This window comes from Streptomyces sp. NPDC097640 (assembly GCF_040302705.1).
In the GTDB taxonomy this organism is placed as follows: Bacteria; Actinomycetota; Actinomycetes; order Streptomycetales; family Streptomycetaceae; genus Streptomyces.
Window position 1 is genome coordinate 403,152 of the sequence record NZ_JBEOSB010000003.1, and the last position, 21,921, is coordinate 425,072.

At 72.7% G+C, this 21,921-nt stretch carries 22 protein-coding genes; 7 read left to right on the plus strand and 15 right to left on the minus strand.

Going from position 1 to position 21,921, the window contains the following annotated elements; genetic code table 11:
• Positions 1–17: 17 nt before the first annotated feature.
• Positions 18–938 carry an AraC family transcriptional regulator gene (locus ABTY62_RS06285; RefSeq protein WP_352128214.1) on the plus strand — a complete coding sequence of 307 codons (921 nt, stop codon included), beginning with the start codon at positions 18–20 and terminating at the stop codon, positions 936–938.
• Here ABTY62_RS06285 and ABTY62_RS06290 read toward each other — a convergent pair.
• Positions 898–1,350, minus strand: a complete 453-nt coding sequence (locus tag ABTY62_RS06290) for an Lrp/AsnC family transcriptional regulator (RefSeq protein WP_352128215.1) — start codon at positions 1,348–1,350, stop codon at positions 898–900. The genes ABTY62_RS06285 and ABTY62_RS06290 overlap by 41 nt on opposite strands.
• Before the next feature lie 113 nt (positions 1,351–1,463).
• Here ABTY62_RS06290 and ABTY62_RS06295 point away from each other — a divergent pair, with 113 nt between their 5' ends.
• Complete coding sequence (locus tag ABTY62_RS06295) at positions 1,464–2,081, plus strand: LysE family translocator (RefSeq protein ID WP_352128216.1); 618 nt, start codon at positions 1,464–1,466, stop codon at positions 2,079–2,081.
• 80 nt (positions 2,082–2,161) lie between these two features.
• Here ABTY62_RS06295 and ABTY62_RS06300 read toward each other — a convergent pair whose 3' ends face one another.
• Positions 2,162–2,893 carry a TSUP family transporter gene (locus ABTY62_RS06300; protein WP_352128217.1) on the minus strand — a complete coding sequence of 244 codons (732 nt, stop codon included), beginning with the start codon at positions 2,891–2,893 and terminating at the stop codon, positions 2,162–2,164.
• A gap of 27 nt (positions 2,894–2,920) precedes the next feature.
• A complete protein-coding gene (locus ABTY62_RS06305; RefSeq protein WP_352128288.1) occupies positions 2,921–3,865 on the minus strand; it encodes a beta-ketoacyl-ACP synthase III in 945 nt (314 codons plus the stop codon).
• A 122-nt stretch (positions 3,866–3,987) separates the two neighbouring features.
• On the opposite strand from ABTY62_RS06305, the gene ABTY62_RS06310 reads away from it, so the two are divergent.
• Entirely contained in the window at positions 3,988–4,674 is a 687-nt protein-coding gene (locus tag ABTY62_RS06310; protein WP_352128218.1) for a TetR/AcrR family transcriptional regulator, read from the plus strand.
• On the opposite strand, the gene ABTY62_RS06315 is transcribed toward ABTY62_RS06310, so the two are convergent.
• The 9 genes from ABTY62_RS06315 to ABTY62_RS06355 form a co-directional block, all read right to left on the minus strand.
• Positions 4,671–5,597 (minus strand): aminoglycoside phosphotransferase family protein, encoded by a 927-nt coding sequence (locus ABTY62_RS06315; RefSeq protein WP_352128219.1) that lies wholly within the window; start codon positions 5,595–5,597, stop codon positions 4,671–4,673. The genes ABTY62_RS06310 and ABTY62_RS06315 overlap by 4 nt on opposite strands.
• A gap of 132 nt (positions 5,598–5,729) precedes the next feature.
• Complete coding sequence (locus ABTY62_RS06320) at positions 5,730–6,194, minus strand: hypothetical protein (RefSeq protein ID WP_352128220.1); 465 nt, start codon at positions 6,192–6,194, stop codon at positions 5,730–5,732.
• Positions 6,195–6,243: 49 nt separating this feature from the next.
• Positions 6,244–7,500 carry an HNH endonuclease gene (locus ABTY62_RS06325; protein WP_352128221.1) on the minus strand — a complete coding sequence of 419 codons (1,257 nt, stop codon included), beginning with the start codon at positions 7,498–7,500 and terminating at the stop codon, positions 6,244–6,246.
• Positions 7,501–7,533: 33 nt separating this feature from the next.
• Positions 7,534–10,110 carry a hypothetical protein gene (locus tag ABTY62_RS06330; RefSeq protein ID WP_352128222.1) on the minus strand — a complete coding sequence of 859 codons (2,577 nt, stop codon included), beginning with the start codon at positions 10,108–10,110 and terminating at the stop codon, positions 7,534–7,536.
• A complete protein-coding gene (locus tag ABTY62_RS06335; protein WP_352128223.1) occupies positions 10,074–11,249 on the minus strand; it encodes a formylglycine-generating enzyme family protein in 1,176 nt (391 codons plus the stop codon). The genes ABTY62_RS06330 and ABTY62_RS06335 overlap by 37 nt, the downstream gene beginning before the upstream one ends.
• A 3-nt stretch (positions 11,250–11,252) precedes the next feature.
• Positions 11,253–12,653 (minus strand): radical SAM protein, encoded by a 1,401-nt coding sequence (locus tag ABTY62_RS06340; protein WP_352128224.1) that lies wholly within the window; start codon positions 12,651–12,653, stop codon positions 11,253–11,255.
• 59 nt (positions 12,654–12,712) lie between these two features.
• Complete coding sequence (locus ABTY62_RS06345) at positions 12,713–13,363, minus strand: hypothetical protein (RefSeq protein ID WP_352128225.1); 651 nt, start codon at positions 13,361–13,363, stop codon at positions 12,713–12,715.
• Between the two features lie 2 nt (positions 13,364–13,365).
• A complete protein-coding gene (locus ABTY62_RS06350) occupies positions 13,366–13,947 on the minus strand; it encodes an effector-associated domain EAD1-containing protein (protein ID WP_352128226.1) in 582 nt (193 codons plus the stop codon).
• A complete protein-coding gene (locus ABTY62_RS06355; protein ID WP_352128227.1) occupies positions 13,944–14,987 on the minus strand; it encodes a trypsin-like peptidase domain-containing protein in 1,044 nt (347 codons plus the stop codon). The genes ABTY62_RS06350 and ABTY62_RS06355 overlap by 4 nt, the downstream gene beginning before the upstream one ends.
• Before the next feature lie 164 nt (positions 14,988–15,151).
• On the opposite strand from ABTY62_RS06355, the gene ABTY62_RS06360 reads away from it, so the two are divergent.
• Positions 15,152–15,988 carry a class I SAM-dependent methyltransferase gene (locus tag ABTY62_RS06360; RefSeq protein WP_352128229.1) on the plus strand — a complete coding sequence of 279 codons (837 nt, stop codon included), beginning with the start codon at positions 15,152–15,154 and terminating at the stop codon, positions 15,986–15,988.
• Between the two features lie 90 nt (positions 15,989–16,078).
• Positions 16,079–17,011: a 1-aminocyclopropane-1-carboxylate deaminase/D-cysteine desulfhydrase gene (locus tag ABTY62_RS06365; RefSeq protein ID WP_352128230.1), complete on the plus strand. Its 933-nt coding sequence runs from the start codon at positions 16,079–16,081 to the stop codon at positions 17,009–17,011.
• Between the two features lie 78 nt (positions 17,012–17,089).
• On the opposite strand, the gene ABTY62_RS06370 is transcribed toward ABTY62_RS06365, so the two are convergent.
• Both ABTY62_RS06370 and ligD read right to left on the minus strand, forming a co-directional pair.
• Positions 17,090–18,040, minus strand: coding sequence for an ATP-dependent DNA ligase (locus ABTY62_RS06370; protein ID WP_352128231.1), 951 nt, complete (start codon positions 18,038–18,040; stop codon positions 17,090–17,092).
• A 124-nt stretch (positions 18,041–18,164) separates the two neighbouring features.
• Positions 18,165–19,067: a non-homologous end-joining DNA ligase gene (gene ligD, locus ABTY62_RS06375; protein ID WP_352128232.1), complete on the minus strand. Its 903-nt coding sequence runs from the start codon at positions 19,065–19,067 to the stop codon at positions 18,165–18,167.
• 30 nt (positions 19,068–19,097) lie between these two features.
• On the opposite strand from ligD, the gene ku reads away from it, so the two are divergent.
• Entirely contained in the window at positions 19,098–20,165 is a 1,068-nt protein-coding gene (gene ku, locus ABTY62_RS06380) for a non-homologous end joining protein Ku (RefSeq protein WP_352128233.1), read from the plus strand.
• A gap of 31 nt (positions 20,166–20,196) precedes the next feature.
• Here the strand turns inward: ku and ABTY62_RS06385 are convergent, their stop codons facing one another.
• On the minus strand, positions 20,197–21,018 hold the full coding sequence (locus tag ABTY62_RS06385; RefSeq protein WP_352128234.1) for an NAD(P)H-binding protein: 822 nt from the start codon (positions 21,016–21,018) through the stop codon (positions 20,197–20,199).
• A 124-nt stretch (positions 21,019–21,142) separates the two neighbouring features.
• Between ABTY62_RS06385 and ABTY62_RS06390 the strand changes: the two genes are divergently transcribed.
• Complete coding sequence (locus ABTY62_RS06390; RefSeq protein ID WP_352128235.1) at positions 21,143–21,757, plus strand: TetR/AcrR family transcriptional regulator; 615 nt, start codon at positions 21,143–21,145, stop codon at positions 21,755–21,757.
• Positions 21,758–21,921: the final 164 nt, after the last annotated feature.

The following is a 21,921-nucleotide window of genomic DNA, read 5'->3' on the forward strand; positions in this document are numbered from 1 at the left end:
GAGGAAGGAGACCGGGCGTGCTGGAGCGGCTGAACCAGGCCTTGGAGCACATCGAGCGCCATCTCGACGAGTCCATCGACGGGTCGAGGCTGGCGCGTATCGCGGCCACCTCGGAGTACCACCTGCGCCGGATGTTCTCGGCGCTGGCGGGGATGCCGCTGTCGGAGTACATCCGGCGGCGCAGGCTCACCGTCGCGGGGGCCGAGGTGCTCGCGGGGCGTGAGTCGCTGCTGGGGATCGCGGTGCGCTACGGCTATGGCTCGGGCGAGGCGTTCGCTCGGGCGTTCCGGGCCATGCACGGCGTCGGGCCGGGTGAGGCCCGGCGGACTGGTGCCGCGCTCGTCGCCCAGCCCCGGTTGACCTTCCGACTCATCATCGAGGGGAGCAGCAGCATGCGTTATCGGGTTGTGGACAGGTCGGCCTTCAGCGTCGTCGGGCTCAAGGCCCGGGTGCCACTGGTGCACGTGGGGCCGAACCAGGCGATCATCGACTTCGTCCGGGGGATCGAACCGCAGGCCCTGGAGCGTCTGGAGGAACTGTCGGACCAGGAGCCGCGGGGCATCGTCGCGGTCTGCGACGACCTGGACCCGAGCCGCGCCGAAGGCACCGAACTCGACTACTACCACGCGGTGATCACGTCGGCGGTGCCCCCCGAGGGCATGGCCGTTCTCCCCGTTCCGGCCGGGACCTGGGCGGTCTTCGCCACCTCGGGGCCGGCGCCGGAGGCCATCCAGTACCTGTGGCGGGACGTGTTCACGGAGTGGTTCCCGTCGAATCCCTACCGCAGCCGCCCCGGCCCGGAGATCCTGCGCACCCGCTTTTCGCCGGACGGGGCCGAAGCCGACGCGGAGCTGTGGCTTCCGGTGGAGCTGGAGCTGCCGAATCTCACAGAGGGTGTCACAGCGGCAGAGGGCGGTTCTCTACGACGCTCTTCATGACGAGCGTGGAGCTGAGCCGCTGCACACCCGGGAGGGTGGCGAGGCGGTCGTCGTAGAGCTGCTGGAAGGCGGCCAAGTCGCGGGTGACCACGCGCAGGAGGAAGTCGGGGTCGCCGAAGAGGCGCTGGGCCTGGAGGACGTACGGGATGTCGGTGACGGCCTGCTCGAAGGCGGCCACGGTCTCGCGGTCCTCGTAGCGCATGGTCACGAAGACGAGCGCCTCGAAGGTCAGACCGAGGACACCGGCGTCGAGCCGCGCGTGGTAGCCGCTGATCGCGCCGGAGCGCTCCAGGGCGCGCAGGCGGCGGTGGCAGGGCGAGACGCTGAGGCGGACGCGTTCGGCCAGTTCGGTGACGGTGAGGCGTCCGTCGCTCTGTAGCTCGGCAAGGATATTTCGATCGACCTCATCCATGAGGAAGATTCTTCCACTCGCGGGCCGCTCTCCTGGAAAGGTTGGAAACACATTCCGGCCTTATCCACCTAATCTCCCTCCCGTGAGACGCGAGAGAGGGAGAGGAGCAGGGCATGGCGGTCGGTAGTGTCACCGCGTTCTGGGCGGTGTCCTTCCTGCTGGTGCTGGTTCCGGGGGCGGACTGGGCGTACGCGATCGCGGCCGGGCTGCGGGACCGTACGGTGCTGCCGGCGGTGGGCGGGTTGCTGGCCGGGTACGTGGCGCTGACCGCGGTGGTCGCGGCCGGGGTGGCGGCGCTGGTGGCCCGGTCACCGCTGGTGCTGACCTCGCTGACGGTGGTGGGCGCGGGGTATCTGGTGTGGCTGGGCATAGCCACACTGGCCCGCCCCGCCACCCCGACGGCCGGCGCGGACGACAGCGCCGGTTCGTGGGTGCGGCGGGCGGCGAAGGGGGCGGGGATCAGCGGCCTCAACCCGAAGGCGCTGCTGCTGTTCCTGGCGCTGCTGCCGCAGTTCATCGCCCCGGGCGCGACCTGGCCGGTCGCGGCGCAGATCACGCTGCTGGGGCTGGTGCACACGGCCAACTGCGCCGCGGTCTACACGGGGGTGGGCACGGCGGCGCGGCTGGTGCTGCGGGCTCGGCCTGCGGCGGCACGAGCGGTGACCCGCCTTTCCGGGGCCGCGATGGTGGCGATCGGGGGGCTGCTGCTGGCGGAGCAGCTGCTCGGCTAGAGGCCGAGGGGGGCCTGGGCCGTCGCCGGGCCGGGCCGGGCCGAGGGGGGCCCGGGGCGTCGCCGGGCCGGGCCGTTGGGTCACAGCGCCCAGACGCCCTTGATCAGCGTGGTCAGCCCGCCGCCCAACGCGAGGAGGAGGACGAGGAGTCGGGCTCCCCTCTCCGGGACGCGTTCGGCGAGGGCCTTGCCGATGGCCGCGCCCACCACCATTCCGGCCACCGCGAACCCCCACACGCCCGCGTCCAGCCGGGGAACGCCGTTGGCGGCGATGGAGAACGCGTTCACCACGATCCCGTAGAACTGCGCGTTCGGCACGAACTCGCGGACGGTCCAGCCCGCGTTCACCGCGTACAGGGACACCGGTGGGCCGCCCACCCCGGCCGAGGAGTTCATGAAGCCGCCCGCGGCGCCCGCGGTCAGGGCTCCCTTGACGCCGCTCAGGGCGGGTACGCGCGTGCCGGCCATCACGAGCAGCACGGCCACGGTGACCAGGCCGCCCATGACGGCGAGGAGGACCGGTTCGGGCAGCCGGGCGGCCACCCACGTGCCGGCCGGGACGGTGCACGCGGAGGCCGCGACCAGGGGGACCATCGCGCCCAGCCGCACCCGCCGCCAGCCGCCGCCGGTGAGCCCCACCGCACAGATGGCACCGGCCGCGCAGTTGGCGAGAGCGACGCCCGGGGCCGGGCCGAGCAGCATGACGAGAGCGGGCACGGCGACGAGGGCGAACCCCATCCCCGTCAGCCACTGCACGGACGCGCCCAGCAGGACGACGCCGCCGAGCAGCAGCTCTGCCGCCCCACCGTTCATGGCCGGAAGCTTCTCATGGCCTGCCCCTCAGGGGCAGGTGACCACCTGGCCCGCCCAGGACAGCCCGCCGCCGAACGCGAGCAGCAGCACGGGCGCGCCCGAGGGCAGATCGCCGCGTTCGGTCAGCTTGGACAGGGCGAGCGGCACGGACGCGGCGGAGGTGTTGCCGGACTCGACGACGTCCTGGGCGATCACCGCGTCCTCCGGGAGGCCGAGTTGGCGTACGAGGGCCTCGATGATGCGGAGGTTGGCCTGGTGGGTGACCACGCCCGCGAGGTCGGCGGGGGTCAGGCCGGCGCGGCGGCAGGCCTCGCGGGCGACGTCGGGGAGTTCGGTGGTGGCCCAGCGGAAGACGGTCTGGCCCTCCTGGGCGAAGTACGGGTGCCAGTCGTCGACCAGGCGTACGGCGTCGCCGCGGGTGGGGTCGGAGCCCCAGACGACGGGGCCGATGCCGGTGTCCTCGGCGGCGCTGATCACGGCGGCGCCCGCGCCGTCGCCGAGCAGCACGCACGTGCTGCGGTCGCTCCAGTCCGTCACGTCGGACATCTTCTCGGCGCCGATGACGAGGGCGTGGCGGGCGGCGCCGGCCCGTACGGAGTGGTCCGCGCTCGCGAGTGCGGTGCAGAAGCCCGCACAGCCGTTGTTCAGGTCGTAGGCCACGGCGGACGGAATGCCGAGGCGGGCCGCGACCTGGGCGGCGGTGGAGGGGCAGCGGTCGATCGCGGTGCAGGTGGCCACCGTGATCAGGCCGATGTCGGAGGGCCGCAATCCGGATCCGGCGAGCGCTTTGCCCGCGGCGGCGGCCGCCATGTCGGTGACCGACTCGTCGGCCGCCGCGATACGGCGCGTGGCGATGCCGGTGCGGCGCCGGATCCACTCGTCGCTGGTGTCGACCATGGCCGACAGATCGTCGTTGCTGAGCACGCGCGAGGGCTGGTAGTGCCCCAGGGCGGCAATGCGGCTTCCTGACACGGCTGACACGGCTGTTCTCCTCGGGTCGTACGACGCTGCCCGTCGCCTCGCGTCGCCTCGCCCGGAATATAGCAACCGATCGGTCGGAAGCTAAATGGGGGCGGGCTGGGTATCCTGGCGCCATGAGCCCACGCAAGTCGGTCGCCGAAGCCCGCAGAACGCGGGAGCGCATCGTGGAGCGCGGTGTCGCCATCGCCTCCGTCGAGGGCCTCGAAGGGCTGACCATCGGGCGTCTCGCCACCGACCTGGGGATGAGCAAGGCCGGTGTGCTCGGCCACTTCGGCACCAAGCAGACGCTGCAACTCGCCACCCTGGACGAGGCGGCGGCGGTCTTCTCGCGGCTGGTGTGGGAGCCCGCGCGGGACGCGCAGCCGGGGCTGCCCCGGCTGCGCGCCATCTGCGAGGCATGGATCACCTACCTGGAGACGGCGCGCGACACCTTCCCCGGCGGCTGCCTCTTCACCACCGCGTCCATCGAGTTCGACGCCCGCGACGGGCTCGTACGCGACGCGGTGGCCCGCCTGTTCCGGCTGTGGCGACGCCGGCTCGCCGGTGAGGTGCGCGTCGCCGTCGCGGCGGGCGACCTGCCGGGCGACACCGACCCGGAGCAAGTCGCGTACGAGATGGGCGGCCTCTACATGGCCCTGAACCAGGAGATCCAGCTCTTCGCCGCCCCGGAGGCCCCCGAACGCACCCGCCGCGCCCTCGACCGGCTGCTCGCCCCGCGCCAGGACCGCCGGACCGAGGCCCTTCCAGCGGAGGAGGAGTCCCCCGCAGGCGTCAAGATCCGCCAGGACCGCCCGGCTTAGCAGCGGCGCAGCAGGGCCGTGGCGATGGCGACCTGGACCGGTTCCAGCGCCGGTTTGCCGTCCTCGATGTCCCACAGCGCGTTCTGTAGCACCCGGCCGAGCGTCCAGCCGAGCGCCCGCCGCCGGTCCAGCCGCCCTACGGCCTCGGTCAGCAGGTCGAAGCGGCGGAGCACCGCGCGGTCGACATCGCCCGTGGCCACCACGTCGTCCCACCGGTTGTCCAGCGCCGGCAGCAGCTCGAAGCCCGGGTCGCCGGCCAGCGGCTCGGGGTCGATGGCCAGCCAGGGCTCCCGCTCCCCGGCGAGGACGTTGTCGTAGTGCAGGTCCCAGTGCAGCAGGCGGTCCCCGGGCTCCCCGATCAGCTCGGCCACGGCGGACGCGCAGCTGCGCACCAGCCGCTGCTCGGCGGGGTCGCGCAGCGCCCGTACGGCCCGCGGGGTCTCGTCGAGCATGGCGGCGGCGATGTCGTCCAGCCGCCGGATCCCCTCGGGGGCGGCCACGGAGGTCAGCCGCGCCATCAGCTCGGCCAGGACCCGCATGGCCGCCTGGTCGTCGGCCACTGACGACAGGGTCCGGCTCGCGTCCAGCCGCTCCAGCAGCTGTGTGCAGCTCTCCTCGTCGTGCTCCAGCAGGCGCACGATGCCATCGCCGCGCCACGCCCGCAGCCCGGCCGCGACGCCCGCGGTCTCCTCCCTCAGCTGCTGAAGCTTGAGGGCCGCGGGCGTACCGTCGGCCCGGCGCACGGGCAGCACCAGCGAGGCCATGCCGAACGCGGCAGCCCCGTCGGGCCGCAGCTCCCAGCGGTCCAGGAAGTCGGCGCCGAGCCGGGGCAGCCCGGCGATCCAGGCGCGCTCGGAGGCGCCGTGCGCGCCGTAGGACGCGGCGAAGGCGTCGGGGACGTCGATGGGTGTCGACGTGTTCATGCGAAAGGTCTCCTTCGTGGGGTCCGGAATCGGATGGGGCCCGAATGGGCCGTACGAAGGAGGCCGCGGGGGTGCCCGGCTTGCGGGCAGGCGTCAAAGCATGTCCTCACCCTATCCCCCACCCATCAGGGGCTATCGCTGAATACGAGGGCGGCCGCTTCCCAGTTCGTCGCGGGCGGCTTCCATGAAGGCGTGCCGGCGTTCGCGCTTGATCGGCGGGCCGCCGGTCGCCGTGGCGTCGCGCATCTGCGCATGCAGCGCCTTGGTGTAGTCGTGAGCGGCTTGGGCCGCCTCGTGGGAGCAGGACAGCTCGACGGCCTTCTTGGCGAGCCACAGGTCGTGCAGCTTCTCGTCTTCGGGATCTTCGGGAGCCGGGAGGCCGAGTCCCCGGCGGTCCAGTACCAGTTCCACCCGTTGGGCGGCGGCGAGGAACCCCGCTATGGCCTCTTTCCGCTCGGTACGCTCCACGTCCGCGCGTTGCTGCCGGTCGCGTCGCACCTCGACACGCGTCGCCAAATGCTGGCCCACGAGAGTGCCCGTGGTCCCCAGAAGGACGCCGATCAAGGCGAGAACCGTGCTTCCCGTGACTCCGTCCACGACGGACATCCTGGGCGCAGCGGGCGGACGATGCCAGCGGGCCTTTCGCTCACGGGCTCTCGGAGTTGCGCCACCGGGCGTGGCGTTCCCGCGCCACGTCCAGCAGGGTCGCGCGGAGGTCCTCGCGGGTGCGGCCGCGGGTCTTGATGGCGTGGCAGTTCGGGCAGAGGGCGACCATGTGGCTCGGGTGGTCGCGTCCGCCCTGGGCGAGGTCCATCACGTGGTCGACTTCGAGTATGGGGGCGCCGGAAGCAGTCACGTCGGCGGGCTGCCCCGTGCAGCGCGGGTTCTCGCAGCGGCCTTCGCTGCGCAGCAGGACGGCGCGTCGGGCCGAGCCCGATCTGATGGGGTTGGCCGACGCGCGGGTTGTGCGCCGTCCGCGGTTCTCGCTCTCGCGGTGCTCGACGATCCGGCACAGCCGTTCGTACTGGGCGGCCACGACAACCGCGTGCGGTATGCCGGTGTCCTGGGCGCCGTCGTCGGCGGGGTCGACGTCCGCGTCGTCGGCCACCGCCTCGTCGTACAACCCGACGTCCGTGAGCAGCGGGATGTAGTCCAGGCCGTCGAAGTATGCGCACAACAGCGCGTCGATGATCGCGACACGCGCCTCTCCCGAGCGTCTGAGAAGGTCGTACACGGGCTCGGACACCCCGCCGAGCGGCTGGTTCTCCGCGAACCAGCGTCTCAGCGCGGCGTCGCCGTGAGCTTTGGGGACGGGGCCGGAGTGGTCGTGCAGCACCCACAGTCCCGCGTGGTACAGGGCTGAGACGGGGTAGTCGGGGCGCGGGCGCTCGCCTCGCGTGCCGTGGCGCTCGAGGAGGTCACGGAGCGCCTGCTCGGTCTCGTCCCAGGGGAGCAGTCGCCGCTCGCCGCGGCGAGCCCGCCCGGTGGCCCAGAGCAGCGCGATCGGCTGGTAGAGAGCCGGGCGGCCGGACGCCCGGTTGACCTTGAGCCGAGCCAGCCGGGCAAGGAGTTGATCCTGTGGGGCCTGTCTTGCCTGTGGTGGCTGCTGTGTCCGGCTGGGGGCAGGGTCGTCCACGACGGTGAAGCCGAGCCGGCGGAGCAGCCCCACCGCATGGCTCTCGCCGCCGGAGAAGTCCTTCGCCGTGAGGTGGCGCCGACCTGGCAGATAGCCGTGGGCGGCACCGACAATCGCTTTGGAGTCGTAGAACTTGCCCTCGTGGGACAGCAGATAGCGGCGCGCGCGGCCGAATTGGTAGGTACGCAGAAACCTTGCGCGTCCCAGCCGCTCAAACTCCTCGATGGCCTGGATGACCTCCGAGCCGGTGATGTCCGTCAACGCCATGGAGTGGACGGTACGCCACCGAGGCTCGGCCGGTCATGGCGCCTCGATCCGCTCCAGCAGTTCCAGTGAGCCCGCCAGCCGGGGGTCGCCGATGTCGCGTTGGAGGGCGATGGTGCGGGTCAGTTGGGCGCGGGCCTGGGGGTGGTCGCCGAGGCGGGCTTGGGCCGCGGCGAGGAGGTGGCCGGCTCGGGCCGTGGCCCAGACGTGGTGGCGGGCCGGGTCGGAGGCGGTGTCGAGGGCGGTGGTGGCGGTGGTGGCGGCGGTGTGGGGGTCGTCGAGGTCGAGGGCGAGGTCGGCCTTTTCGAGGAGGAGGGCGAGGTGGTAGAGGCCGAAGCCGCACTGTTCGGCGGTGCGGAGGCCCTCGCGGACGGCGGTGGTGGCCAGGGGGTGCCGGCGCTGGGCGCGGGCGAGGCGGGCGCGGCCGAGGTGGAGGAGGCAGAGGTGTTCCTGGGAGCCGGAGGTGACGATCCACTGGGTGGCCTTGTCCAGCAGGCTCTGGGCCAGGACCAGGTCGCCGGAGTGGCAGGCGAGGGCGGCCTCGATCAGGTCGTAGCGGGCGATCTCGTCGTTCCAGGCGATGTCCCTGGACGCGTCGGCCAGGGCCGCGCGGGCGCGGGTGACGTAGGCGCGGGCCGGTTCGGGCAGGCCGGCGTCCAGGAGGCACTCGGCGGGTGAGAGCGGGATCCCGGGCCAGACCGGGGCGGTGGCCAGTTCGCCGATGGGCAGGGTGCCGGTGAGGGCGCGGGCGACCGCGAGCATGGGGTCGTGGCGGGCGCCGCGCAGGAGGTGGGCCACCTCGGCGAGGCGGCCTCTCAGGGTGCCGATCATGGCGAGCCACCAGGTGTCGTCCGGGTCGATACGGGCGAGGGCGGCGGGGAGGTCGCCGATCGCGCGGTAGCACCAGAGGAGGCCGCCGGGGTCGGGGCAGGTGGGGAACTCCTCCAGGACGCGGACGCAGCGGCTGTACTGACCGGTCTGCCAGGCGAGGTGTTCGTAGCCGCCCATGCGGAGCCGGTAGACCTCCTCGGCCTCGGCGACATGGCCGGCCTCGAGGGAGTGGTGGACCAGCTCTTCGAGGAGGTCCAGGGTCTCTGGGTGGTCGGGCGGCAGCACGCCGGGGCCGGTGACCAGGGCGCTGTAGTGGCGGCGTACGGCCTGGTGGACGGTGCGCGGGTCGGTGAAGGAGCGGTAGAAGTGGTCGCGGACCGCCGGGTGGACGGTGAACAGGTCGGCGGATTCGCGCAGGATGAGGTGGAGTTGGTGGAGGTGGCGCAGGGTGGTGAGGATGTCGCTCCGGTCGAGGCCGCGCAGCGGGCCCGCGATCTGCGGGCCGGCGCTGCGCGCGAAGACGGAATGCAGTTGGTCGGCGGAGGCGCCGAAGCGGAAGACGCACAGCCGGGCGAGCAGGGCCGACTCCCGCTCGCTGAGCGCGGTCTCGTACGCGTCGAGCACCCGCGCCAGGCGCTGCTCCTGCGGCTCCTGCGAGTCGGCCCGGGGCTCGGGCAGAGCGGCGGCACGGGCCGGGTCGCCGTCGGCGTATGCGACGAGGTAGCCGCTGAGGTGGTCGAGGGTCAGGGCGTGGGCGCCGAACTCGTCGACCAGGGCGTGCAGGGCTTCGTCGTCGCCGCGTACGCCGCGGTCGCGGATCAGGGCCACCGCGTCCTCGCGGCACAGCTGGTCGATGTCGAGACACGTGTAGCCCCGGCCCTGCCAGGGCGCGAGCCTGGGCAGCGGAAGGCGGCTGGTGATCAGGCACTTGGTGGTGCCCAGGCCGTCGGCCAGGCGGTCGATGACCTGGGCGAGCAGCCGGTCGGTCAGATCGCCGAAGGTGCCGCGGCGGTCGGCGGCCGGGCGCTGCACCCGCTCCAGGCCGTCCAGGACGAGCAGTCTGCGCCCGGGCCTGGTGAGCAGTTCGGTGAGCAGGTAGAAGGTGCCCATGGGGCTGCCGCGTACGACCGCGCCGTGGCTGAAGTAGGTGTAGGCGACCTCCAGGAACTCCTTGACGTCCTGGTTGAGGTAGAAGCTCCAGATGAACAGCTCGTCGGGCGGCGGATCGCCCGCCCGCTTCAGCCGGGTCAGGAACTCCCCGGCCAGCGCGGTCTTTCCGGCGCCGCCGAGACCGAGCAGCGCCAGCACGCCCGGCTCGCCGCCCTGCCAGAAGCGGTGCAGGGCGGCCAGTTCCTCCGCGCGGCCCACGAAGCCGGGGGCGGGGGGCAGGGCGTGAATGATGCCCGCCGTCAGGGGGCGGGGCGACGCGGCGGGCAACACTGGTGCCGGGTACGAGTCCGGGTACGGGTACGGGTCCAGGGCGGTGGGCCGTGGCGTGGCCGTCAGCGCTTCGGCGTGTTCCGCCACCGCCTCCGCGTTGATCTCGGCGACGCGGGCGACCAGCGCGTCGAGCCCGTGCCGGCCCTCGCACCAGGCGACCAGCCTGCGCACGCACTCGCGGCGGCTCATGGCCGCCGCGAGCTCCCGGTACACCTCGGGGTAGTGGTCGAAGCACAGGTCCCGGATCTCGTCCTCGGACAGGGCCCGGTCGATCAGCCCCCGTACGGCGCCGGGGTGGTACCCGGTCATGGCCTCGGCGCGGGCGCGGCGCCCTTGCGGCACAGCCGGAAGCCGATGTTGGGGGTCATATGGGCGCCCCATCCGCCCGACCGCCAGGTGTCCGCGTCACGGGACATCCGGAACGTCACCGTGACCGCCTCGGCGCAGTCCGCCCAGGACCCGCCGCGCAGCACCCGCTCCCGGCCGGTGGCGGGCCCGGTCGGGTTGGCTCCCGGGCTGTCCCGGTAGTACTGCGCGTCGTACCAGTCGGCGGTCCACTCCCACACCCCTCCGCTCATCGCGTACAGGCCGTAGTCGTTGGGGGGCAGGCGCCGCATGGGCAGGATGGAGAACTCGTCGAAGCGGTCGGCGTCGCAGCGCTCCGGGGTCGGGGGTTCGTCCCCCCAGGGGTAGCGGCGGCCGGCCAGGCCGCCGCGCGCGGCCCGCTCCCACTCCGCCTCGGTGGGCAGGCCGTACCGGACGGCGTCGGTGGACAGCCGCTCGCACAGCTCCTCGGCCTCCTGCCAGGAGACGCCCACCATGGGCTTGCGGTCGTAGGCCCACGGCCGCCGGGGGTCGTCCCGGCGCGGCGTGCCGAACAGCGCCCGGGAGTCGACCGGCTCGCCGCTTCCGCTCACCCATTTGTGGGCCGGGGCATGGGCGTGCCAGTCGGTGGCTCGGACGGTGGCGTCCTCGCAGTACTGGAGGCGGATCTTGTTCGCCTCGTACAGGAACCAGCCGGGGTCCCCCGATCCGCCGGCCCCGGCCTCCTCCTGCGGCATACCGGTCGGGGGCGGCTCCCAGCCCATGAGGTCGCAGTAGGCCGACCAGCTCACCGGGGTCTCGGACAGCCAGTAGTCGTCGACCCGCACCGGGTGGAGCGGGCGCTCGTCCAGGTCGCCCCCGGCGGAGCCCATCACGAAGGAGCCGGCCGGGACGTAGCGGAAGACGATGCCGTGTTCCTCCACCGCCATCCGCTCCAGCAGGTCGCCCCGCGCCTCGGCGATCCCGGGGTCGGCGGGGGCGACGATGCGCGCGCGGTCGTACGCGGTCGCGGCGGTCCGCAGGTCGCCCCGGTCCTCCAGCTCGCGGGCCAGCCGCAGCAGGTCCTGGGCGCTGCCGGTGGTGGTGTGGTCGGTGCGCAGCCAGTCGTACGCGGAGCCGGTGTCGTACGCGGCGCGGGTGTCGAACGAGGCTCCCATGGCTTACCCGCACGCTCCCTGGCAGGAGCGGCCGCCCGGCCGGGCCGACACGTCGAGCACGACGAGCGGGTTGCGGACCGCCGATCCCGATCGCCGCTCCGCGTCGACCTGTTCGGCGATCCAGGGGTCGGGCGCGTTGACCGAGCCGGCCAGGACGAGGGAGCGGGCGCGGCAGCCGCCGGCGAAGGTGGCGGTCTGGCCGTGGTCGCCGACCGGGTCGGTGTGCGGGAGGGCCCGTATCGACTGGAAGCCCGCGCTGCGGTGCCAGATCTCGGCCAGGGAGTTCTCGCGCACGTTGGCGGCGACGAAATCGGGGCCGAGGAAACTGCACGGGTTGACGTCGCCGGAGACGGAGATGGAGCACACCAGGTTTCCGGCGCCGCAGCCGTAGTTCTGGTGGATGACGGATTGGGTGTCTTCGCGGGAGTGCGGGCTGAACGGGTCGATGTGGTGCAGATCGACGGGGGCAGCGGGGTCAGCGGGGTTGCTGTGGCTCTCCTCGCCCAGCCGGGAGAGCCCGTTCAGCGCCTCGGTGTAGTCCGCGAAGCTCGGCATCAGCTCCTGATTCCGCTCGGCGACACCGACCGGGTACAGCGGCCGGAACACCGCGGTGTCCGCGCCCACCTCATGGGCGAGCCGGGCGCAGGCGTCGATCTCTTCGAGGTTGGTCCGCATGATGGTGAAGGCCAGGGTGAAGCGGGCGTGTTCGCGGAGCACGGCGAGGCGGTCGAGCACCTTGTCGAAGGTGCCGGCGCCGCGCACCCGGTCATTGGTCTCCGCGGTCGCGCCTTCGAGGCTGACATTCAGCCAGACCAGTTCGCGCTTTCCGAATTCCTTGGCGATGTCCTCGGTGATGAGCAGGGCGTTGGTGGTGATGCACGGGGCCAGGCCGTGCTTCAGGGCCAGATCGATGATCTGGAAGATGTCCTTCCGCAGCAGCGGTTCACCGCCCGTGAGCCCGAGCCGGTACGCGCCGAGCCGCGCCATCTCCGCGAAGAGCCGGTCGATCTCCTCCAGGCTCAGCCGCTTCTCCCGGCGCGGGAGGTCACCGGCGAAGCAGTGGGTGCAGCCGAGGTTGCAGGAGGCGATGACCTCCAGGTGGACGGCCAGCGGGCCGGTGAGGTGGTCCGGCAGCACTTCCAGGTCGTCGTGGATCACTCCGGCGAACCGGCCGTCCACGGTGAAGAACCCCAGGTCGTGGAAGTGCTCGAAGAATCGCTCGATCCGGCCGCGCCGCTCCGCGTCGGCCGTCTCCTCGAGGACGCGGTCGACAGGGTGCGCGCTCAGCCGCCGCAGTATGTCGGTGGACTCCGCGTCGAACGGCAGATATCGCGACGTACGGCGGTCGAAGACCAGGCTGCCGAAGAATTGCGGGGTGAGCACCAGCGGGGCCCGTTCCGGCATCGTTAACCTCCGTGTGTGTCAGGCCACTGTGGTCGGGCAGTCGTCGGGCATCGGGCCGCTCAGGCCGATTCCGGATCGGCGATCGTGAAGACCTTACGGACCCAGACCCGGCCACCCCGCCCGGAACCCCCGGAAACCCCCAGGCCGGCCGCGCCGAACCCCTTCAGCCTGCGCACCCGGTACGGCTCCGCGGCCTGTTCCGGATCCTCCGGCGGCCGCCGGTCGGGGCGGTCCACCATGGGCTGCCAGCCGCTGTCGTCGAAACCGGGGCGCATCCAGGCGTCGTCCTCCGGCTCGTCGAACGAGTACTTCCAACTGCCGTCCGCCGCGGAGAGGACGGATGTCTCCGCGACGTTCTGAGGGGCGGTGGTCTGCACATGGATGTCCTCATCGGGCTTGTGGAGCCCGGCGAACATCAGCGTGGTGTACGCGGGGTCGCACTCGGCTATCGCGAACGCGAGGACATGCGTTCCGAAGGGGACCAGCGGGCGGGACGAGGAAGGCGCCGTGCCGTCGAGATACATATCGCCCGGTCCGTCGGTCTCCAGCCACATCGTGAAGGGGACTCCGGCCCGCGGATTGCGCCACCGGAGCACCACACCGCCGCATCCGGCGGGCACCTCGCAGTGTCCGTGTTCCTCGAGGATGAACTTCGGGGACGTCTTGGCGTACCGCGACAGGGAATTCAGTTTCAGCTCACGCTCGTCCATGCTCAGTTCTCGTCTCGGTTTTCCAGGCGGTCGGTGAACTCGCGGAGCTTGACGAGGTTGACCTCGCCCACCCGTCGTACGAGGTCCGGTAGCCGATCACGCCGCGCACAGTACTCGATCAGCCGTAGCGTCTTTTGCGATTTGCTCATGCCGTGGGCGAACTGTCCGTACACCGCCGGGAAATGATCGAGGCAGAGTGCGCTGAGTTCGTCGTCGTCGAGCGCGTCCATGACGAGTCGGCGTACGTCGCCAGGCCCATAGGAGAGGGGTGCGGGGGCCGCGGATGCGGTGATGGGCGGAGTGGCGGCGAGCCGGGCGATGATCCCGTACGCCGCGCTGTTGGGGTCCTCGGCGATCACGCCGACCAGGCGCCGCAGCTGCCCCTGGTCCGCCGCCCGCCGCAGGACCCGCGGCCACACCTCCGCCATGGGCCCCGTCCACGCGAACTCGGCCGCGCGCATCCCCGCCGCGAGCACGAAGGCCCGCACCTCGGGCCCCTGGTCGTACGCGGTGAGGAGCGCGGCGAGCAGCTCCCGCGCCTGTGGATCGTCGGCGGCGAAAGGGGCGCTGTCCAGCAGACTCATATCGCCTGGAGCACCCCCGCCGCGGCGAGTTCCTCGGCCACCCGGGAGATCCGGCGCCCCTGATTACGGAATTCCCGCTTTCCGTGCTCTTCCTCGACGGCCACCCATCGGTGATGCAGGGCGATCAATTGCCAGCGTTCGTTGAAGACGGGCGAGCCGGACGACCCGGCCTCGGTGTCGGTCCAATACTGGATCACATCGTCATCGACATGGCGGACGATGTTGTGGTGCATCCCTATCTTCTTCACCCCGCCCTTCGGGTGCTGAATGATATAAACCCGCTCGCCGACCGAGACCGGCTCGGCCGTGGCCGGTTCGATGACGGGAATGTCGTCCGGCAGCGGTCCGTCCGACCGGATCACGGCCCAGTCGTGCGCCGGGTCACCGGTGATCGTCTCGGGGCGGCAGCGCACCACCGTATGGGCGCGGTGCCGGGCGGCGGTGTCGAGCTCGTAGTGCAGCCAGGCCTCGGCGCGGGTCGCGCGGCCAGGGCCGGGGCCGATGCCGTAGAGGACGTGGTGGTTGGTCAGCAGGAGGTCGGCGCCGATCCGGAACGCCGTCCCGTAGGCCCGGCCGCCGGGCAGCTCCACCAGCAACCGCACCACACCCGGGGCGAGTTCGGCACCGCGCCGCATGAACGCCACATCGAGCAGGGTCGGCTCGTCGAATATCTGCCGCTCCCATCCGCCCCGGGCGTCGAACCCCTTCCAGACGACCCCGGAATCGGCGGCGGCAGGCGCCTCCACCACCGGCTCCGCCGCCATCAGCTCCCGCAGCCGCAGCCCCACCGCCTCATCGCCCTCCGCCACCTGCTCGAGCAGCGCGCGCAGCCGATTCTGGTTACGGGCCTTGGTGATCAGGTCGTGCCAAACGGAATGCATCGGCCGATCCCAGGCGACCGACGCCGCTTTCACCCCCGCCCGCACGGCGAACTCGACGACCGGCCCCTCCCGGAAATACACGCCGGCGAGGAACTCGTGCAGTTCGCGGGACTCGGGCCTGCTCCAGTCGAAGGGCAGTGTGTCGAGAAAGTGCGGCATTCGAACCACCAGCGGCTGAGAGCGGAGCAATGCCCTGCGGGACGGCTTCCAGCATAGGGGAGCCGTGTGACACCGCTAACGGCCTCGTACGGCCGATGCGCCCGCCCCGTGGCGAGCGGGTCATTACGCTTCCCTGGAGAGTGCGACCGGAAGGGAGCAGCGACATGGCGAACCAGGACAAGGTGCCCGTGCGGCTCGGCCGCGTCCCCGAGACCCTGCTGTGGAACCTCTACCACCGTGCGTACGAGGCCCGGCAGCCCCGCACGGTGCTCCACGACCCCAAGGCCATCGAGCTCGTCGACCGCCTCGACTTCCCCTTCGAGGAGACCTTCGGCCCGCCGCACCCGCTGCTCGCCCAGGGCCAGGGGCTGCGCGTGCGGTCCTTCGACGGCGCCGTACGGGACTTCCTCGCCGAACACCCGACCGGCACCGTCGTCAACCTCGCCGAGGGGCTGGAGACTCAGTTCTGGCGGGTCGACAACGGCCGGGCGCAATGGCTGTGCGTGGAGCTCCCGGAGACCGCCGAGCTGCGCCGCTCCCTGCTACCGGACACCGAGCGGCGGCGCATCCTGGCCCGGTCCGTGCTCGACCTCTCCTGGCGGGACGAGGTCGACCCCGGGCGCGGGGTGCTGATCACCGCCCAGGGGCTGCTGATGTATCTGCGCCCGGGCGAGGTGCGGGAGCTGATCGCGGCGTGCGCCGAGCGGTTCCGGGGCGGGTCGCTGGTCTTCGATGCCGTGCCCCGCTGGCTCAGCGCCGGCACCCAGCGCGCCGAGACACGCCCCTCACGGGGCTACATCATGCCCGCCATGCCGTGGGGTATGAACGCCGGCGAGCTGCAAAAGGTGCGCACGGCGCACCCGGCCGTGGTCGAGGTCCGCGAGCTGCACCTGCCGCGGGGCCGCGGCCCGTACTTCGGCGCGGTGACGCCCGTGCTGTACCGGCTGCCCGGCGTACGGAACCTGCGGCCGACCATGACCGCGATCGCGCGGTTCGCCTGACGGCGCGCCCGATACGGACGGTCGTGGCCGGCGCCAGGGCCGGTCGGCGGCACGGCCCGGTAGACGGGCTCCTGCGGTCAGAATGGAGAGGTGAGCCTGCCCATCGATCCCGCCGTCGCACTCGCGCCCCGGCTGCCGTCCCCGCTCCAGCTCGTGGAGGACGAGCGCCTGGCCGCGCGGGGCGTGGAGCTGCGGCTGAAGCGGGACGACGCCGTGCATCCGACGGTGCCGGGCAACAAATGGCGCAAGCTGGCCCCCAATCTGCGGGCCGCCCTCGACCAGGGGCACTCCCGGCTGCTCACCTTCGGCGGCGCGTACTCCAACCACATCCGCGCCGTGGCCGCGGCCGGGGCCGCGGTGGGGCTGGGAACGGTGGGGGTCATACGGGGCGACGAGCTGGCCCGGGCGGAGCGCAACTGGTCGCTGGCGCTGGCCGAGGGCTACGGGATGGAGCTGGCGTTCTGGGACCGGGCGCGGTTCCGGGAGACGCTGAGCGGGCTGGCGGCGCCGGAGACCGTCCGTCGGCTCGAGGAGCGTTGGGGCCGGTGCTACGTGCTGCCGGAGGGCGGTACGAACGTGGCGGCCGCGCGCGGCGCGGCGGAGATCGTCGCGGAGCTGCCCGGCCTGGGCCCGGGCGATGTGGTGTGCTGCGCGGTGGGCACCGGGGGCACGCTGGCCGGGATCGCCGCCGCACTGCCGGAGGGCGCCCGGGCGCTGGGGGTCGCGGTGGTCAGGGGCGCGCGGTATCTGGACGGCGAGGTGGCGCGGCTGCACGAGCGGGGGTGGGGGCGGACCTTCCCCGGCTGGCGGATCGACCACGACCACCACGGCGGCGGATACGGCCGCGTCCCGGCGGAGCTGGCCGCCTTCGCCGAGGACTTCGAGGAGCGGCACGGCCTCGCCCTGGAGCGGCGCTACGTCGCGAAGATGCTGCGGTGCGTGTACGACCTGGCGGGTGGGGAGTGGCTGCCGCCGGGGAGCCGGGTCACCGCCGTGATCACGGGGCCGGCGGACCCGGTCTGACGTCTGTGGTGAGTATGAGACATCGACACGCCGTGGCGTCGGCGTGTCGATGTCTCATACTCACCACGAACTCGGCTGCTACTCCGGCGCGCGCAGCCGCACCACCGCGGTCGCCGCGTGGCGGGCCGTGCTGTCCCGCTGTACCTCGACCGTCAGCTCCGGGGCCACCGGCCGGTACGAGATCTCCGTGCCCACCATGTCCTTGGCGGTGGGGGCAGGCTCGTCCCCGGGCGGCTCGAGGGCGGCTGGCAGGCCGCGCAGCGCGGCCGTGATCTGGGCGCGCACCGCCGGGGAGAGCGGGGTGGAGACCACCGGGCCGTCGTCGCCCGGCAGCACCAGCGCGAGGGAGCGCGGGTGGTGGCGGGGTCCGACGACGCCGACCACCACGGCCTCGCGCGTCTCGGAGTGCCGAAGCTTCCACCAGTGGCGGCCCGCGCGGTAGGGCTGGCCCAGGCTCTTGATGACCAGACCCTCGACGCCGATCGCCGGGAGGGTGTCGTACCAGGTGGCGGCGAGCTCCGGGTCGGTGGTCATGGGGACGGGCTGGAGCGGCGGCCCGTACGACTCCAGCAGGGCGACGAGGCGGGCGCGGCGCCGCTCGTACGCCAGGGGGCGCAGGTCTTCGTTGCCCGCGGCGAGCAGGTCGAAGGCGGCGTAGGAGGCGGGGAGTTCGCGGGCGAGCCGGGCGGCGCGGGCGCGGGTGGCGGCCGCGCGCTTCTGGACGGCGCCGAAGTCCGTACGGCCGCCGGTCCACACCACGACCTCCCCGTCCAGGACGGTGCCGGCCGGGAGTTGTTCGGCGGCGGCCCGCAGATCGGGGAAGGCCGTGGTGACGATGCGGCCGGAGCGGGCCTGGAGCAGGACGTCGTCGTCCGTACGGAAGATCACTACGCGGTGGCCGTCGAACTTCGGCTCGTACGCCAGCCGCCTCCCGGCCGGGTCGGGGAAGGCGTGGACGGGGCGGGCCAGCGCGACCTCCACGGGCGGCAGCAGCGGCGCCCGGGAGGGCGGGCTCCAGTGCGGGATCACGGCGCGGCTCCGGGGGTCGGCCCAGGAGGCGTGCCGGGAGGCGTGCCGGGAGGCGTGCCGGGAGGCGTGCCGGGAGGCGTGCCAGGAGTCGGCCCGGCTCCGGGCAGCCGCCGCGCCGCCGCCGTCACGGGTCCGCCCCCTCGGGCACGGGGCGGGCCAGCCCGGGGTCCAGGAGAGGCTCCAGCAGATCCCCGTGGCGGTCCAGCCGGGGCGTCATGTCGTCGATCCGGAAGACCATCTGCGCGGGGTCCTCGCACCTCTCGACCTCGCCCCAGGTGACGGGCGCGGAGACGGTCGGCTCGCGGCGCGCGCGGGCGGTGTAGGGGGCGGCGGTGGTCTTGGCGGCGGCGTTCTGGCTGAAGTCGACGAACACCTTTCCCGGCCGCAGCGAGCGGGTCATCTTCGACGTCACCAGCCCGGGCACGGCGGCCGCGGCCTCCAGGGCGAGCTTCCTGGCGTAGCCGGTGGTCTGCCGGGACGGCGTCGGCTCCACCGGCACCAGCAGGTGCAGCCCCTTGGAGCCGCTGGTCTTGGCGTACGCGGACAGTCCGTCGGCGTGCAGCCGCTCGCGCAGCCACTCGGCGACGGCGCAGCAGTGGACGACCGTGGCGGGCGGGCCCGGGTCGAGGTCGAAGACGAGGCGGTCGGCGAGACCGGCGTCGCGATCGGCCCGCCACATGGGGGCGTGAAACTCGACAACCAGGTTTCCGGCCCACATCAGCGAGGCCAGGTTCTGGACGAGCACCTGGCGGGAGGTCTCCCCCTCGTGGCGGGGCACCTCGGCCGTCTCGACCCAGTCGGGCATGCCCGGGGGCGGGTTCTTGGTGAAGAAGGTCTGGCCGTCGGGGCCGTCCGGGAAGCGCAGGAAGGCGAGAGGCCGGCCGCGCAGATGGCGGAGGAGCGGGCCGGCGGTGGCCGCCAGGTAGTGCAGCAGCTCGCCCTTGGTGGTGCCGGTGGCCGGATAGAGGACCTTGTCGAGGTTACTGAGCGCGATACGCCGCCCCTCCACCTCCGCGATAGGGGACATACGATAAGAATCTCACGAAAGGGATCAAGCATGCGATCCATCTGGAATGGGAACATTTCCTTCGGTCTGGTCAGCATCCCGATCAAGATGTATCCGGCGACCGAGGACCACGCGGTCTCCTTCCGGCAGGTCCACACCAAGGACGGCGGCCGGATCCGCTACCGCAAGGTCTGCGAGCTCGAGGACAAGCAGATCGACGCGGCGGAGATCGGCAAGGCCTACGAGGACGCGGACGGCACGCTGATCCCGATCACCGACGAGGACCTGGCCCGCCTTCCGCTGCCCACGACCCGCGCCCTGGAGATCCAGGCGTTCGTCTCGGCGGCGGACATCGACCCCCTCCAGATGGGCGACGCCTACTACCTCGGCGCGAACGGCCCCGCGGCCGCCAAGCCGTACGCCCTGCTGCGCGAGGCGCTCAAGCGCAGCGAGAAGGTCGCCATCACCAAGTACGCGCACCGGGGGCGGGAGCGGCTGGGCATGCTGCGCGTCGTGGGCGACGCCATCGCCATGCACCGGCTGCTGTGGCCCGACGAGGTGCGCACCCCGGTCGGCGTGGCCCCCAAGGAGAAGGTGACGATCCGGGACGCGGAGCTCGACCTGGCCGACACCTTGATGAACACGCTCGGCGAGGTCGATCTGAGCGAGCTGCACGACGAGTACCAGGAGGCGCTGGACTCCCTCGTGGCGGCGAAGATGGCCGGGGCCACGCCCACCGCCGCGCCTGGCGAGGCCCCGGCCGGGGCGCAGGTCGTCGACCTGATGGCGGCGCTGCGGGACAGCGTGCGCAGCGCCCGTCAGGCCCGGGGCGAGGAGGCCGGGGAAGAGGCGGAGGCCGAGGGGGCCGGGGAGGCCGGGGAGGCAGCGGAGGCGACGGTCCACCCGCTGCGGGCGCGCAAGAAGGCCGCCGCGCCCGCGAAGAAGGCTCCGGCAGCGAAGAAGACCGCCGCGGCCGCGAAAAAGGGCGCCGAGAGGGCGGGCGAGAGGGCAGGCGAGAGGGCGGCCGCGAAGGCGGGCGCGAAGAAGGCGGCGGCCAAGAAGGCCCCCGCCAAGAAGCAGGCCGCCGCCAAGCGGGCGGGCGGCCGGACCGCCTCCTGACGGGGCCGGTATCAGCCGGTGTCAGCCGGTATCAGCTGAACGCGGCCGCGTGCTCGCTCGCCCACTGGGCGAACGTACGCCCCGGCCGCCCGGTGATCCGCTCCGTCTCCGGGGAGATCTCGGCGGGGCGGTCGACGCACTCCGCGAACATCCGCAGCAGCGAGTCCGCGATGGCCTCCGGCACGCCCCCGCCGGTCATGGCCTCCCGGGCCGCCTCCGCCGGGATCTCCTCGTACCGCAGCGGCCGCCCGAGCGCCTCGCCGAGGATGGCCGTCTGCTCCGCGAAGGTCAGCGACCGCGGCCCGGACAGCAGCGGCTTCTGGCCGGTGTAGTCCTCGCTGAGCAGGGCGCGGGCGGCGACGGCCGCGATGTCGGCCTCGTGGATGGGCGCGGTGTGGGCCCGCGCGTACGGCCCGTACACCACATCGCCCTTGCGGATCTGCGCCGCCCACTGGAGCGCGTTCGAGGCGAACGCGCCCGGCCGCACATGCGTCCAGGCGAGCCCCGATCCCTCGATCTCGGTCTCCAGCTCATGGTGGTGGTTGCCGATGACATTGCCCGGGCCGGGCTCCGCCGCGGCCGAGGAGGAGAGCGTGACGATGCGCCGCACCCCCGCCCGCGCGGCCTCGCGCAACAGCTCGGCGGGGCCCTGCTGCCACACCACCGCCGCGTTGAGGAAGACCGCCGTGGCGCCGTCCAGCGGAAGGTCGGCGGTGCGCGCCACTTGCACCCCCTCGGGCAGCCGCGCCGCGTCCGGGTCGCGGGTCAGCGCGCGGACCTCCGCGCCCGCCGCGACCAGCTCGTCCACCACATACCTGCCGACGGTTCCGGTGGCTCCGGTCACCACGATCATGACGAATTCTCCTCGCTCCGAAGTGCCCTTGGGGTTGACCGCCCCCCACGATTCATCCAGGCGGATGAACTTGTCAAACAAATAGGTGGGTGAAGTCGCCCGGCCCTGCGGCTAGCCTGACCGGGTGAAGGAGAGAGCTCCACAGGAAGCCCCGAAGAAGCCCCGCCGCGCCCCCGCCCCCAAGGAGCGCAAGCTCGACTCCGAGCGCTCCCGGCGGCTGCTGCTGGACGCCGCCATGGACGAGTTCGCGGAGAAGGGCTACGCGGGCGCCCGCGTCCAGGACATCGCGGACCGCGCCGGGGTCAACAAGCAGCTGATCAGCTACTACTTCGGCGGCAAAGAGGGCCTCTACCTCGAACTGCACCAGCAGTGGCTGCGGCGCGAGGCCACCATCGCCGACCCGGCCCTCCCCCTCCACGAGCTGATCGTGCGCTATCTCGACGAGTCCTTCGCCGACCCCCGGCCCACCCGCCTCAACCTCTGGAACGGCCTCACCGGCGGCGCGGTGGAGCCGGACCCCGAAGACCTCTCCGGGCTGCGCCGCCGCCAGGCGGCCGGCGAGCTGGCCGAGGACCTCGACCCGGCCGCCGCGATGCTGCTGTTCATGAGCCTGGTCTCGGCGCCGGTCGCGATGCCGCACATCGTGCGGCAGCTCTTCGGCGTCGAGCCGGACTCACCCGAGTTCCGCGAGCACTACACGGAGCAGCTGCGCCGGATCGTCCGCCACCTCGCGCCCTAGCGGGCGTCCGGGCGGTCTTTTCCCCTACCCGCCCCTTCCCGCAACTGGGGCTCCGCCCCAGACCCCGGCGCCGGGGGGGCAAGCCGCCGCGCGGCGGAGCCCCGCGCGGCGACAGGCCTCGGCAGGGGCGAGGGGAGGGCAGTGTGCGAGCGGCGGTCGGTATG